The 14,316-nt window shown below is 64.6% G+C and carries 13 protein-coding genes; 10 read left to right on the top strand and 3 right to left on the bottom strand.

Features of this window, described 5'->3' with window-relative positions; genetic code table 11:
* Window positions 1-93 precede the first annotated feature (93 nt).
* Together PanNE5_RS19955 and aceA are read left to right on the top strand one after the other, a co-directional pair.
* Window positions 94-1,005: a DMT family transporter gene (locus PanNE5_RS19955; RefSeq protein ID WP_039829890.1), complete on the top strand. Its 912-nt coding sequence runs from the start codon at window positions 94-96 to the stop codon at window positions 1,003-1,005.
* A gap of 333 nt (window positions 1,006-1,338) precedes the next feature.
* Window positions 1,339-2,661 carry an isocitrate lyase gene (gene aceA, locus PanNE5_RS19950; RefSeq protein ID WP_017232259.1) on the top strand — a complete coding sequence of 441 codons (1,323 nt, stop codon included), beginning with the start codon at window positions 1,339-1,341 and terminating at the stop codon, window positions 2,659-2,661.
* A gap of 234 nt (window positions 2,662-2,895) precedes the next feature.
* On the opposite strand, the gene PanNE5_RS19945 is transcribed toward aceA, so the two are convergent.
* Together PanNE5_RS19945 and PanNE5_RS19940 are read right to left on the bottom strand one after the other, a co-directional pair.
* Complete coding sequence (locus PanNE5_RS19945) at window positions 2,896-3,330, bottom strand: universal stress protein (RefSeq protein WP_026131659.1); 435 nt, start codon at window positions 3,328-3,330, stop codon at window positions 2,896-2,898.
* A gap of 326 nt (window positions 3,331-3,656) precedes the next feature.
* Window positions 3,657-4,598 (bottom strand): LysR family transcriptional regulator, encoded by a 942-nt coding sequence (locus tag PanNE5_RS19940; protein ID WP_150563538.1) that lies wholly within the window; start codon window positions 4,596-4,598, stop codon window positions 3,657-3,659.
* A 119-nt stretch (window positions 4,599-4,717) separates the two neighbouring features.
* Here PanNE5_RS19940 and PanNE5_RS19935 point away from each other — a divergent pair, with 119 nt between their 5' ends.
* From PanNE5_RS19935 to pip, 3 genes are all read left to right on the top strand, one after another.
* Window positions 4,718-5,425 carry a haloacid dehalogenase type II gene (locus PanNE5_RS19935; protein ID WP_261938698.1) on the top strand — a complete coding sequence of 236 codons (708 nt, stop codon included), beginning with the start codon at window positions 4,718-4,720 and terminating at the stop codon, window positions 5,423-5,425.
* A 93-nt stretch (window positions 5,426-5,518) separates the two neighbouring features.
* On the top strand, window positions 5,519-7,117 hold the full coding sequence (aceB, locus tag PanNE5_RS19930; RefSeq protein ID WP_261938697.1) for a malate synthase A: 1,599 nt from the start codon (window positions 5,519-5,521) through the stop codon (window positions 7,115-7,117).
* Between the two features lie 402 nt (window positions 7,118-7,519).
* A complete protein-coding gene (pip, locus tag PanNE5_RS19925; protein ID WP_261939879.1) occupies window positions 7,520-8,458 on the top strand; it encodes a prolyl aminopeptidase in 939 nt (312 codons plus the stop codon).
* 177 nt (window positions 8,459-8,635) lie between these two features.
* Here pip and PanNE5_RS19920 read toward each other — a convergent pair whose 3' ends face one another.
* A complete protein-coding gene (locus PanNE5_RS19920; protein ID WP_261938696.1) occupies window positions 8,636-10,435 on the bottom strand; it encodes a DEAD/DEAH box helicase in 1,800 nt (599 codons plus the stop codon).
* On the opposite strand from PanNE5_RS19920, the gene PanNE5_RS19915 reads away from it, so the two are divergent.
* The 5 genes from PanNE5_RS19915 (at window position 10,434) to PanNE5_RS19895 (ending at window position 14,274) form a co-directional block, all read left to right on the top strand.
* Complete coding sequence (locus PanNE5_RS19915; RefSeq protein WP_150563536.1) at window positions 10,434-10,679, top strand: hypothetical protein; 246 nt, start codon at window positions 10,434-10,436, stop codon at window positions 10,677-10,679. The two genes, PanNE5_RS19920 and PanNE5_RS19915, sit on opposite strands and share 2 nt — an antisense overlap.
* A 185-nt stretch (window positions 10,680-10,864) precedes the next feature.
* Window positions 10,865-11,635: a tRNA (adenosine(37)-N6)-threonylcarbamoyltransferase complex dimerization subunit type 1 TsaB gene (gene tsaB / locus PanNE5_RS19910; protein ID WP_017232252.1), complete on the top strand. Its 771-nt coding sequence runs from the start codon at window positions 10,865-10,867 to the stop codon at window positions 11,633-11,635.
* Window positions 11,635-12,114 (top strand): ribosomal protein S18-alanine N-acetyltransferase, encoded by a 480-nt coding sequence (rimI, locus tag PanNE5_RS19905; RefSeq protein WP_017232251.1) that lies wholly within the window; start codon window positions 11,635-11,637, stop codon window positions 12,112-12,114. Before tsaB ends, rimI begins: the two co-directional genes overlap by 1 nt.
* Window positions 12,101-13,171, top strand: a complete 1,071-nt coding sequence (locus PanNE5_RS19900) for a uracil-DNA glycosylase family protein (RefSeq protein WP_261938695.1) — start codon at window positions 12,101-12,103, stop codon at window positions 13,169-13,171. The genes rimI and PanNE5_RS19900 overlap by 14 nt, the downstream gene beginning before the upstream one ends.
* Complete coding sequence (locus PanNE5_RS19895) at window positions 13,132-14,274, top strand: DUF1853 family protein (protein WP_261938694.1); 1,143 nt, start codon at window positions 13,132-13,134, stop codon at window positions 14,272-14,274. The genes PanNE5_RS19900 and PanNE5_RS19895 overlap by 40 nt, the downstream gene beginning before the upstream one ends.
* The last annotated feature ends 42 nt before the right edge of the window (window positions 14,275-14,316 follow it).

Genomic DNA, 14,316 nt, shown 5'->3' with positions numbered 1-14,316 from the left:
ATGTCCGATTTTGACCAGCAGGCCTGGCGTCGATGTGGGACGATTCACGCGTTCCCATTCTTCCCGGCGGCCAACCGTGCCGTCATGCCGACTATGCGTTCGTCCGACATTGCCCGTTTGCTGACGCTCTCCGCCATCTGGGGCGCGAGCTTTCTTTTCATGCGCATCATCGTCCCTGTGCTCGGGCCGCTGCCCACGGCGTTCCTTCGCGTGACCCTGGGCGCCATCGGTCTGGCGGTCATCCTGCTGGTAATGCGCGTGCGCTGGGAGTTCAAGGGGCGGCTCGGGGCGTCGATGCTGCTCGGCGTCATCAATTCCGGCATTCCGTTCGCGATGTACTGCCTCGCCGCGCGCGTGCTCCCGGCCGGTTACTCGGCGATTCTCAACGCAACCACGCCGTTGATGGGCGTCATCATCGGCACGTTGTTCTTCCGTGAGCGCCTGACGGGAGCCAAGGGGTTGGGCGTGTTGCTCGGGCTTGTCGGCGTGGCCGTATTGACGCGGGCCGGACCGGTCACGATGTCGGGGCCGGTGGTCATTGGGGCGTTGGCGTGTCTCGTCGCCACGTCCTGCTATGGCCTGGCGGGCTATCTGACCAAACGCTGGATTTCCGACCGGGGCGGCCTCGATGCGAAGCTGGTCGCCTTCGGCAGCCAACTGGGGGCGGCCGTCGTGCTGCTGCCGTTCTTCGGCTACGTGTCGGCAACGTCCGGCATTCCCGGCCCGGCGACCGGCGGCGTCTGGGCCGCAATGGCCGCACTCGGCTTCCTTTGCAGCGCGGTGGCCTACATGATGTTCTTCCGCCTGATCGCGGATCTGGGCCCGTTGCGCTCGCTGACCGTGACGTTTCTCATTCCGCCGTTCGGTGTGCTGTGGGGCGCCTTGTTCCTGAATGAAGCGGTCACGATGGCGCACGTTGTCGGCGGCTGTTTCATCGCGCTCGCCGTGTGGTTCGTATGCAAGCCGCCCAGGGCGGCGACGGCAGCCCGTCGGGCCGCATCGTAACCACCGCGCCCGCGCCTGTTCGCGAGGTTGCAAAGCCGGGACTCGCCGTCACCGGCTTTTTTCATGATGTGGAATGATCTTGCGGTGCGTAAAAATTTGCGCTGCTCGGCACAACGATGCCATTTCAGAACGGAAAATATCGTTTCGCATCAAGAAATAAAGTTCATATGCTATTGATTTTTATAGTTAAAAAATTTTACTCCATGCCGTGGTTCGTTCTGTTGCGTTGCGTGAAAAATCCCTAAACTCTTATACAAGACATGCCGGTTTCAAGCCGCACAGGCAGTCAGGCGTCACCGCTTTATTTGTATCGAGAAACCAGGAGAGATCATCATGACGACACGTCAAGACCAGGTGAAGCAACTCGAGCAGGATTGGGCGAACAATCCGCGCTGGCAGGGCATCAAGCGTGGCTACTCGGCCGAAGACGTGGTGCGCCTGCGCGGATCGATCCAGCCTGAACAAACACTCGCCCGCCGCGGTGCAGAGCGCCTGTGGCAAATGATCAACGACGAGCCGTTTGTGAACGCCCTGGGCGCGCTGACCGGCAATCAGGCCATGCAACAGGTCAAGGCCGGTCTCAAGGCGATTTATCTGTCAGGCTGGCAGGTCGCCGGCGACGCGAACATGGCGGGTGAAATGTACCCCGACCAATCGCTGTATCCGGCCAATTCGGTGCCGCAAGTCGTGCGCCGCATCAACAACACCTTCACGCGGGCCGATCAGATCCAATGGTCGGAAGGCAAGAACCCGGGCGACGAAGGCTATATCGATTACTTCGCCCCGATCGTGGCGGACGCCGAAGCCGGCTTCGGCGGCGTGCTCAACGCCTTCGAACTGATGAAGGCGATGATCGAAGCGGGCGCCGGCGGTGTGCACTTCGAAGATCAGCTCGCGTCGGTCAAGAAGTGCGGTCACATGGGTGGCAAGGTGCTCGTGCCGACGCGCGAAGCCGTGGCCAAGCTGGTGGCGGCGCGACTGGCGGCCGACGTGCTCGGCGTGCCGACCGTCCTGATCGCCCGGACCGATGCCGAAGCAGCAGACCTGATCACCGCTGACGTCGATCCGATCGATCAGCCGTTCTGCACCGGCGAGCGCACGGTCGAAGGCTTCTACCGCACGCGCAATGGCCTCGATCAGGCGATTGCCCGTGGTCTGGCTTACGCGCCGTACGTCGATCTGGTGTGGTGCGAGACCGGCAAGCCCGATCTCGAATTCGCCAGGCAATTTGCCGAGGGGATTCACAAGCACTTCCCCGGCAAAATGCTTTCGTATAACTGCTCGCCGTCGTTCAACTGGAAGAAGAACCTCGACGATGCGACCATCGGCAAGTTCCAGAAGGAACTCGGCGCCATGGGCTACAAGTTCCAGTTCATCACGCTGGCCGGCTTCCACAGCCTGAACTACTCGATGTTCAACCTGGCGCATGGCTATGCCCGTCGTCAGATGAGCGCCTTCGTGGAGTTGCAGGAAGCCGAATTCGCGGCGGCGGACAAGGGCTTCACCGCGGTGAAGCACCAGCGCGAGGTGGGTACGGGCTACTTCGATGCTGTTACGCAGACGATTGAGCGTGACGCATCGACCACGGCCCTGAAGGGTTCGACGGAGGACGAACAGTTCTTCGACGAGAAGAAGGCAAAGGTCAAGGCAGCCTGACCGGGCTGAGGGAGGGCGCGGTGCGCCCGCCAGCGACGATGCGCGTGGGGGCACATCGTCAGCCGGCGGTGCGACATCGCGCTATGACCGCGCGTCCGGCCTATCCGGCCGGGGCGGCCCTGACTGCGGTCCCGTCGCGGTGAGGGTGCCATGCACGCCTGAACGAGAGGAGGCTCGTGAGCGTATCCCGCTCACGGGCCTTTTTTCATGTGCGATCGAGTTGCCGCGAATGGATCAGCGGTAGACGAGCACCGGAATCTTGGAGTGCACGAGAACACGTTGCGTCTCGCTGCCAAGCAGCAGGCTGGTCAGCCCGCGCCGTCCGTGGGAGGCCATTAGGATGACATCGCATCCGTGACGTTGCGCCGCGTCGATGATGCCGAGATAAGGCGCCGGGAAGGTGGAGCTGTCGCGCTCGAACGGCACGCCCGCCGCCGCGGCGGCTTCGGCCAGCTTGTCGAGGTGTGCGCATGCCTCTTCGGCAATGCGCTCGCTGAAAGTGGCCGGCGCTTCCAGTACATACTCGCTGAAGGGCGAATACGGATACTCCGCGAGGCAGCAATAGCCCGTCACCTTCGCGCCGAGCGCGCGCGCCAGCTCGAGTCCGCCCGTGACCGCCTTTTCGGAAAGCTCCGAGCCGTCGGTCGGAATGAGGATGTGGGTAAACAGCATATGACCTCCCGCAGTTGGCGTTGCTGAACACGCGTTCACAGGCTCGCGCAGGTATCACGGTCTTGCACCCCGTCCGCTGTCCCGAGACATCCGGTGCCAGTCAGGGCCATGTCTCGCCCTCAAGCCTGCGCATTGCCAGCGGACCCTTCGTTTCGATTCTATGGCTTTGGCGCGACGCAACAACGGGGGCAAACCCGATAGTCCCGATAGGGCGGTGATCCCTCGGGTCCCCTCACGCCCCTCACGCCCCCTCACGCCCCCTCACGCCCCCTCACGCCCCCTCACGCCCCCTCACGCCCCCTCGCACCGCGACGCGCCGCCGCTCAGACGGCCGCGCCGTGCGGCGCGATGGGCGCCGCGTCATCTCGCCAGTAGACCGAACTGCTGTAGTGGTGCTTGAGATGGTCGATGAACAGGCGTACGCGCAGCGGCAGGTGACGGCGTTGCGGGAACACGGCATGAATGCCGATGGGCGGCGCGGCAAAGTCGTCGAGCACGCTCATGAGCCGGCCCGCGCGGATATCGTCGCCCACCTCCCACCACGAGCGCCATGCGAGGCCGTAGCCGTCCAGGCACCAGTCGTGCAGTACCGCACCGTCGGTGCATTCCATGGTGCCGTTCACGCGGATGGTCACGACCTTGCCGTCCTGCGAGAAGGTCCAGCCGCGCTGCTGGTTGGCGGTAGATCCGAAGGCGAGGCAATTGTGACGCGCGAGGGCGTCGAGCGATTCGGGCCGTCCGTGTCGTGCGAGATACCCCGGTGACGCCACGCACACGCGCCGGTTCTCGCCCAGCCGCAGCGATACGAGGCTCGAATCGGGCAACTCGCCCAGCCGGATCGCGCAATCGAAGCCTTCGTTGACCAGATCGACGAGACGGTCGGAGAGGTCCAGCGTGACCGTGACGTCTGGATGCGATTCGATGAACACCGGCAGCAGCGGGGCGACGTGCCGTCGCCCGAACCCGGCCGGTGCCGAGAGCCGCAGATGGCCGCTGGCCTTGACCCCGCCCGCCGATACGGCGGCCTCGGCGTTGTGCATCTCGTTGAGAATGCGTTGGCAGTCCTCGAGAAACGCCGATCCCTCGAACGTGAGCGTGACCCGCCGCGTCGTGCGCACGAGCAGCTTCACGCCCAAGCGGGACTCGAGCGCGTCGATGCGCCGCCCGATCACGGCCGGCGCCACGCCTTCGAGCGCTGCGGCCGCCGACAGACTCCCCTTGGCGGCCACGGCGACGAACGTTTCGATTTGTTTGAAGCGATCCACGCGGCGGATTATGTACTAAAAAGTCAAAGATAAAGTGATTTTTGTGCGCTTTTATGGCGATTGATATCAATAATACAATTGGCAGGCAATGACAAGTGATATTGAGTGATACCCAGCTTATGGCTTTGCGTATTCAGGCAGTGATTTTTGATGCTTACGGCACATTGTTCGACGTGTACTCCGTCGCGGCGGCCGCCGAGCAGCAGTTCCCGGGACGCGGGGCGGCGCTTGCCGAGCTGTGGCGGGCCAAGCAGATCGAATACACGCAACTGCGCTCGCTCTCGGGCCCGCGCGGCGAACGCTACCGTCCGTTCTGGGACATCACCGTCGACGCGTTGCGCTACGCTGCGGCGCGTCTGAATCTCACGCTCTCGCCTGTCGCCGAGAAGCGCCTGATGGACGAATACACCTGCCTGTCGGTCTTCCCCGAAAACCCGTCCGTGCTGCGCGCGTTGCGTGCAATGGGTCTCAGGCTCGGCGTGCTTTCGAATGGCGATCCCCGCATGCTCGACGTCGGCCTGAAGAGCGCTGGGATCAAGGATCTGTTCGAGCATGTGCTGTCGGTCGACGCGGTACGCAAATTCAAGACCGCCCCGGAGGCCTATCAACTCGGCCCCGACGCGTTCGGCTTGCCTGCCGACGCCATCGTTTTCGTCTCCAGCAACGGCTGGGACGCGGCCGGTGCCACCTGGTTCGGTTACCCGACGTTTTGGGTCAACCGGGCCGGGCTGCCGGTCGAACAGCTCGGCGTCACGCCGCAAGGGATGGGGCGCGACATGCGCGACTTGCAGCGGTTCGTCGAGGTAGTGACGGGAGCGCGCGCCTGACGCCCAACGCGGTGTGAGGCCTGGTGCAAAGCCCCTGAAGTTCTTCCTTGCGGCGCACTCCCTTATATAAATGAAGATCGTTGGAGATCCCTGATGTCCCTGATTCTGCCCCCCGGCATGCAATTGCATGTTGATGCCAGCACCGATATTCGTTCTGAGTACGAAGCGATCCTGACCCCCGAGGCACTCGCTTTCATCGCCAAGCTGCACCGCGCCTTTGAACCGCGCCGTCAGGCACTACTTGCGGCCCGCGCGGACCGCGCCGCACGACTCGACGCCGGCGAAGTGCCCGATTTCCTGCCCGAGACGCAAGCGATCCGCGACGGCGACTGGCGCATCGCACCGTTGCCGGCGGCGTTGCAATGCCGTCGTGTGGAAATCACGGGGCCGGTCGAGCGCAAGATGATCATCAACGCGCTGAACTCGGGGGCGGACAGCTACATGACCGACTTCGAGGACTCGAACACGCCGAACTGGCATAACCAGTTGCAAGGGCATATCAACGTGCGCGACGCCGTGCGCGGCACCATCAGTCTCGAACAGAACGGCAAGCGTTACGCCTTGAACGACAAGGTCGCCACGCTGATCGTACGTCCGCGCGGCTGGCATCTCGACGAGAAGCACGTGAGCGTGGACGGTGTGCGCATGTCAGGCAGCCTGTTCGACTTCGGCCTGCATGTGTTCCATAACGCGAAGGCGTCGCTCGAGCGCGGCTTCGGGCCTTACTACTATCTGCCGAAGCTGGAGAGCCACCTCGAGGCGCGTCTGTGGAACGACGTGTTCGTGCTCGCCCAAAACGAACTGGGCCTGGCGCAGGGCACGATCAAGGCGACCGTGCTCGTCGAGACGATTCTCGCCGCGTTCGAAATGGACGAGATTCTGTATGAACTGCGCGAGCACAGCGCGGGCCTGAACGCCGGCCGCTGGGATTACATCTTCTCGTGCATCAAGAAGTTCAAGGTCGATGCCGACTTCTGCCTGGCCGATCGCAGTCGCATCACCATGACGGTGCCGTTCATGCGGGCCTACGCGCTGCTGCTGCTCAAGACGTGTCACCGCCGCAATGCGCCTGCCATTGGCGGCATGAGCGCGTTGATTCCGATCAAGCACGATCCGCAAGCGAACGAGCGGGCGATGGCCGGCATTCGCGGCGACAAGGCGCGCGACGCCGCCGACGGTTACGACGGCGGCTGGGTGGCACACCCAGGGCTCGTGCCCGTGGCGATGGAGGAGTTCGTGAAGGTGCTGGGCGAGCGTCCGAACCAGATCGACAAGCAACGCGACGATGTGACGGTCTCGGGCCGTGACCTGCTGACGTTCCAGCCGGAAGCGCCGATTACCGAGGCGGGGCTGCGCAACAACATCAATGTCGGCATCCACTACCTGGGATCCTGGCTGGCGGGCAATGGCTGCGTGCCGATTCACAACCTGATGGAAGATGCGGCAACGGCCGAGATCTCTCGCTCGCAGGTGTGGCAGTGGATCCGCTCGCCGAAGGGCAAGCTCGACGACGGCCGCAAGGTCACCGCCGAGCTGGTGCGCGAGCTGATTGCGCACGAGCTTGCCAATGTGAAAGCACTCGTGGGGCAAGTGACGCCGACGTATGATCGCGCGGCCGTCATCTTCGAACAGATGAGCACCAGCGACGACTTTGTCGAGTTCCTTACGCTGCCGTTGTACGAAGTGGTTTGAAGCGTGATGAAGGGCTCCGATGGGGGGCTGAAACGGTCTGACTAGGCTTGAGTCGAAATCACGCCCTTATCGTGACTCGGTGATCGCATCGCTGTACGAATGGGACGATGGCAACATCGTTCCATTTCGTTTTGAGCGCGCGCTTTGTCTTGTCTTGGGTGCCGCGCTACACTGAACGTCGACGGATGGATTCTCGTGCTATTCGCCCGAGTTTCCGTGGTCGGCGTTGCGCTGGGGCGTGACGTTGACACTGCCCAGCCCCGTGTTCAAGTGAGGATGCCGATGTCGCTCGACTTTCCCGATGATGCCGCCCGCAGCCTGCCAAACGGTCCGCGCGCGCAGGCGCTTGTACCGCGGGGGCCTGGCAAGGTCGTAGAGATTCGCCCGGAGACGCTGCGTGGCCTGTACCCGCCGGTCGAGCCTTTCGAGTGCGGCGTGCTCGATGTGGGCAATGGGCACCAAGTGTATTGGGAGCGGTGCGGAAATCCGCGTGGCAAGCCGGCGGTGTTTCTGCACGGCGGTCCCGGAGGCGGTTGCTCGCCGGAGCATCGGCGGTTGTTCGATCCGGCCAAATACTGCATCACGCTGTTCGACCAGCGTGGCTGCGGACGCTCGTTACCGCATGCGAGTCTGGACCACAACACGACGTGGGATCTGGTGGATGACATCGAGCGCTTGCGCGTCAAGTTCGGATACGACCGTTGGTTGGTGTTAGGGGGCTCGTGGGGGAGCACCTTGGCACTGGCCTATGCGCAGGCGCACGTCGACCGAGTCAGCGAATTGATCGTGCGCGGCATTTTCACCGTACGCCGCGACGAGTTGCAGTGGTATTACCAGAAGGGCGCATCGTGGCTGTTTCCGGATCGCTGGGAGTCTTTCCTCGCGCCGATCCCGCTTGAAGAGCGAGGCGATCTGATGCGTGCTTACCAGAAGCGGCTGACTCATCGCGATGAGGCCGTGAGAATCGAGGCGGCGCGGGCATGGAGTGTGTGGGAGGGCAGCACCATCACGCTGCTGCCTGACGACCGTCTTGCCGAAGCGTTCGGCGATCCGCGCTACGCAATTGCGTTCGCTCGCATCGAGAATCATTACTTCGTCAACGATGGCTTTCTCGCGCCGAACCAGTTAATTGATGGTGCGCGCGGCCTGCGCGACATTCCGGGTGTGATCGTCCAGGGCCGTTACGACGTAGCGACCCCTGCCCGCACGGCTTGGGACTTGCACAAGGCGTGGCCGGAGGCGGATTTCTATTGGGCGTCCGACGCCGGACATGCCTTCAACGAGCCCACCATTCTGCACTGGTTGATCGAAGCGACCGATCAGTTTGTGTCGACGCGGTGAGATCGACGGCGTCGTTTGTCGAGCGCGGATTGGCAGTGCTTGCGCCTACGCGTCGGCCTCTTTCGATCCGGCGCGCGTAAGAAAAAACCCCGGCGTTGACCGTTGACGTCAACATCCGGGGTTTTCAGGTATTTGCGCAGGACCGATGTGGCATCGGTCCTGACGGCCTCAGGCCGTTCAGTCGTCGCGACGCTTGTTGAAGCCGCCACCGTTGCGATTGCTGAAGCCACGATCTTGACGCGGGGCGTCGAAGCTGCGCGTGCCGCGATCCTGACGATAGCCGCCTTCGGCGGGGCGCGGAGCGCGACGCTCGAAGCGGTCGGTCGCGCTGCCGTTCGAGAAGCCGTTGCCACCATTACCGCCGTTACCCGCGCCGTTCTGCGGGTAACCCCCTTGGAAGCCATTGCCCTCGCGACGCTCGAACGGGGCACCGGCCGGCTTGTTGCCGCCGAAACGCTGACCGCCCTGATAACCGCCGCTACCGCTGCCGCCGTTACCGGCGCTGCTGGCGTGACGCGGACCGTTGTTGCTCCAGCGGCTGCCGCCGCCGTTGCCTTGACCGTGACGCGGACCATTGCGGCTCGGGCCCGGACGCTTGCCGCCGGCACCGGCCTTCGGTGCGGCACGGCGCGGTTCGAAACCGGCCACGACATTCACCGGCAGCAGTTCACGCGTGTAGCGTTCGATGCGACGCACCGCGCCGATTTCGGCGTGTGCGGCCAGGCTCACGGCCACGCCACGACGACCGGCACGGCCTGTACGGCCGATACGGTGAACGTAGTCTTCCGCAAACTTCGGCAGATCGTAGTTGAACACGTGCGTGATGCCCGGCACGTCGATGCCGCGTGCGGCCACGTCGGTGGCGACCAGCACGCGCACACGACGCTCGCGCAGGGCACGCAGCGTACGGTTACGCACGCCTTGCGGCATATCGCCGTGCAGCGCAGCGCTATCGAAACCGGCTTGTTCGAGCTGGTCGGCGATCAGGTCGGCGTCGCGCTTGGTCGACGTGAATACGATGGCCTGGTCGAGCGAATCGTTGCCGAGCAGGTGTGCGAGCAGGCGATCCTTATGGGCGCGATCGTCCACGTAATGGAGCGTTTGCTCGATGTTGGCGTTGGTACGCTGGTCGGAGCCGCGCGTGATCTCGATGGTTTCCGGATCGCGCAGCAGACGACGCGTGATTTCGCCCATGCGGCCGTCGATCGTTGCCGAGAACAGCAGCGTCTGACGCGATGCCGGCGTGGCGTCGACGATGGTCTGGATGTCGTCGATGAAGCCCATGTCGAGCATGCGATCGGCTTCGTCGAGCACCAGCATCATCAATTGCGACAGGTCGATTTTGCCGCTGGAGATGTGATCGAGCAGACGGCCCGGCGTCGCCACGATGATCTCGGGCTGCTTCGCCAGCATTTCGAGCTGACGGGGGTAGGGCATACCGCCGAGAATGCTCACCGTGCGCAGGCGGCGCAGTTGCTTGCCGTACGTGTCGGCCGCGGTCGAGACCTGTTGCGCCAGTTCGCGCGTCGGCGTGAGCACAAGCAGCAGCGGCTGGGCGGCCACGCGACGCACGCGCTGGCCCTTGCGGGGCTTTTCGCCCGGCTCTGCCGGCACGTTGCGCGGATGCGCGGCCGGGGCGCGGCTGTTCAGCTCGCCGCTGGCCTGCATTTCCGCGAAGCGGTGGATGGCGGGCAGCATGAAGGCGGCCGTCTTGCCGGAGCCCGTCGGGCTCGACACGAGCAGATCGCGACCGGCGAGCGCGGCGGGAATCGCGCGCTGCTGCACCGGCGTCGGATGGGTATAGCCTGCGGTGGTGAGCGTCGACAGAATCGCCGCGTTCAAGCCGAGTTCGGCGAACGTGGGCTTGCCGTCGTCGCTGGCTGCCGGAGCAGCATCGACAACAATAGCGTTAGCGTTTTCTTCGGACGAAGGGAAATACGTCTGCGCGAGCGCAGACATCTTGGAAGTTTGTTCCATGAAGCCTCTTGCGGATCAAAAAGGTGATGTCGGGGCGTTGGCGCCAATCGGCAAACCCAATTCGTCGCAAGCAGGAAGCAAATCGCGGATGGGGCAGAAAGCGGATCGAAATCCGTATCGTAAGCCAGGGACGGTGGCGGGTCGTTCCTTTATCAGGAGCGCCAGTACCGGCAAGAACTACAGCGGCTTATCACAGGATTGGGGCAAAACGCAGTTTTTCGTCGCCTCGCAGGAAGTCCAATGACGATCCGCGAAGCGAAGCGCGGATTATAGCAGTGTTTTCGGGGAAGTGCACGTTCGGATTTGCACGGAGTGATGGGGCGGTTGCGATGCTCGGCTACGCGGAATGCGGCAAGCTGGCACCGGCCAGGGGCGGGCGACCGTCGGTGCCGCTAGGTGGCTCGCCGCCCACCCGATTACAATAGCGCCATGTCTTCGATTACGCTTCTCGCCCTCGATACCTCGACCGAATTCTGTTCGGTTGCCGTATACCGTCACGATCCCGCCAGCGGTGCCCCGGCCCTTGTGGTCGAGCGCCACCTCGATACCGGCCCGGTCTCCAGCACCCATATTCTGCCCGCCGCGCGCGACGTGCTGCGCGAGGCCGGCGTCACGCTCGCCGAATGCGACGCGATCGCCTTCGGGGCGGGGCCGGGGTCGTTTACCGGGTTGCGCACGGCCTGCGGTGTCGCGCAGGGGTTGGCGTTTGGCGCCGCACTGCCCGTGGTGCCGGTGGGCACGTTGCTCGCGTGTGCCGAAGCGGCGCGCGCATTGCGCGTCGACACACAACGCGTGCTTGTCGCACTCGATGCGCGCATGAATGAGGCCTATTGGGCCGATTACGCCTGGGACAGCGCCACGAACGACTGGCGCGAAGTTCTGCCTGCGTCGCTCGACGCTGCCGAACGGGTGCGCGCACCCGAAGTGGATTTCGTCATCGCGGGCAATGCCGCGCTGGCGTTCGGCGATCGATTGCAGGCAAGCGTGCAGGCGCAGGCGGTCCTGGCCAACGCCATGCCGCGTGCCCGTTACGTCGCAGCGCTCGCGGCCCGCGCCTTCGCGCGGGGCGGCGCCATTCCCGCCGATCAGGCCATGCCGGTCTACATCCGCAACAAGGTGGCGCAAACGACCGCCGAGCGCGAAGCGATCAAGCAGGCCGTGGCCCAGACCGCGAAGGCAAATGCCCCGGAGGTGCCCTGATGCGCCAGACCGGTCCGAACCATTATTCGCCGATGACGCTGGCCGATCTCGACGAGGTCGTAGCCGTCGAAGTGCGCGCGTATCCGTATCCCTGGACCCGCCAGAACTTCGCCGATTCGCTCGACGCCGGGCATCAGGGCGTCTGCCTGCGCGCGGTCGATGGCACACTGCTCGGTTATTTTCTGATGATGCCGGTCGTCGACGAGTCACATTTGCTCAACGTGTGCGTCGAGCCGGAAATGCAGGGCAACGGGCTGGGCGTGCAGTTGCTTGACGAGGTCGTGCGAGTCTCGCGTGCACAGGGCATGAGCGGCGTATTGCTGGAGGTGCGTCCGTCGAACGTGAGGGCGCTGCGCGTGTACGAGCGTTTCGGATTCGTGCAGATTGGCCGGCGCAAGGGATATTATCCGGCGAGCGGGCGTCGTGAAGACGCCATTGTGATGCGCCTGACGTGGGAGACTGATCGTGCCGTGGCCTAAAGCGATTCTGGAAGAGTTCGGGCTGTGGCCGGTGTGGATGTCGCACGAGGCCGTGGCCCAGGCGGCGACGGCAACGGTAACGGCGATTGACGAGGGCGGCGACGTTGCGACACGCGTCGATGCGGCCGCCCCTCGGGGCGAAGCCCATGCCGACGACCTGCCGCCGTGGGACGTGACGCCGAGCGTCACGCCGGCGATGGCGCGTGCTGCCGGACGCGCCGCGATATCGGGCGAAGTACCCGCGGCCCCTGTCCGCCGTGAGTCGGCACCGGTGCCCGCACCGACATCCGCACCGCGTGGGGCCAGCCGTCACATGGAGGACCTGCCGCCCGACGACAGGCCGATGTGGCTCGACAGCGATGGCAGCGGCGACGGCGACGCAGCCGCCGATGCTGCGCTGTGGTCGATCATGCGCGATGCGGGCGAGGCCGGGGCGCCGTCGCGTCCTGCGCTGCCGGGCGTCGAGACACTGGACTGGGAGGCGCTGACGGAGCGCGTCGCCAATTGCCGCCTGTGCGGCCTGTGCGAAACGCGTACGCAGACGGTCTTCGGCGTGGGCGACCGCGAGGCCGACTGGCTGCTCGTGGGGGAAGCCCCGGGCCAGCAGGAGGATTTGCAGGGCGAGCCGTTCGTGGGGCAGGGGGGCAAGCTGCTCGACAACATGCTGCGCGCCGTGACATTGCAGCGCGGCGAGAACGTGTATATCGCGAACGTCCTCAAGTGCCGTCCGCCGAACAACCGAGATCCCGAAGCGACCGAAGTGGCGAGCTGCGAGCCTTACCTGAAGCGTCAGGTGGCACTGCTCAAGCCGCGCGTGATCGTGGTGATGGGGCGTTTCGCCGCGCAGAGCATTTTGCGCACGCAGGCGAGCATCGCCAGCCTGCGCGGGCGCGTGCATGAATATGAAGGCGTGCCGGTGATCGTGACGTACCATCCGGCTTACCTGTTGCGCAGTTTGCCCGACAAGGCCAAGGCCTGGACCGATTGGTGCCTGGCACGGGCTACCTACGAGGCTGTGTGCGAATCGACTCCCTCCCAGACGCCTACGGCGAACTGATCGAAACGCTGCGCGAGGCGCCGGTGCGCGACCTCGCGTGGCTGCTGTTGTCCGCCGATCTGCTCAGTGCCGCCCGCTTTCCGGCGGCGCTGGCGCAGTTCGACTGCGTGCAGGCGGTGAACGATGTGGCGCGCCAGCCCGACATCGCCGATCCCGTCCCCCATTCCCGAATCCTGCGCGACTGGCTACTGGCCTGCGATGCCGACGTCGAGCCGTTGCGCGACTTTCTTGCGCGCGGCGAAAGTCATCGCCTGGGGCGCTATGCGGAGCAACTGCTGCACTTCGCACTGCTGCACAGTCCTCGCTTCGATCTGCTCGCCGCCGGTTTGCAGGTGCGTGACGCCCGGCGCGGCAATATGACGCTCGGCGAGTGCGATTTCCTGTTGGCCCGGCGCGCCGACCGTCAATTGCTGCATTGGGAGCTGGCGGTGAAGCTGTATCTGTTCGTGCCACCAGCGACGCCGTCGCCGGGGCTCGACGAACGTGCCGTGCAGTTTCACTGGCTCGGACCGAATCTGGCCGACAGCCTGGCCGACAAGGTGGCGCGGTTGCTCGATCATCAATTGCGCCTGACCACGCTGGACGCAGCGCTTAGCGCATTGCCTATCGCCGGACCGTGGCTGCCGCAGGTCTATCTGAAGGGCTGGCTTTTCCATCCACTCGCGCACGGTGGGCAGTTGCCGGCGGTGGCGTCCGAGGCGCACGGTCGCGGCTGGTGGGCGACGCTCGACGAGTGGTGGGCGCACGCGCAGTCGACACAACGTGCGCCGAGCGCCGCACGCGAACGCACGTGGGCATTGCTGCCGCGCGCGCGTTGGCTGGCCCCCGCGCGCGTCAGCGATTCCTCGGCGCTATCGCTGGCGGCGATGCATACCCGAATCGAGACGCACTGGCGAGAACGCGGCGCCGAGCCGTTGCTCGTCGTGTCGCTGAACCGGCGGGCGGGCGAGGGGGATTGGTTCGAGGAAGAGCGCGGATTTATCGTGCCTGATTTCTGGGCGCCGCGCGCCCGGCATCGCATCGAGGAATTGAGCGAACGGGCCGACGCGGCCGCGCGTCGCGCGCTGGCGCAGAGTGCCGACGACGGCGCACCGTCGATCTGAGTCGGCGTATTGCGCGTATTGCGAGCGTTCAGCGCATTCAGC

It is taken from the genome of Pandoraea sp. NE5 (assembly GCF_024363545.1).
In the GTDB taxonomy this organism is placed as follows: Bacteria; Pseudomonadota; Gammaproteobacteria; order Burkholderiales; family Burkholderiaceae; genus Pandoraea; species Pandoraea cepalis.
This window is presented reverse-complemented; position numbering and strand designations above follow the sequence as displayed.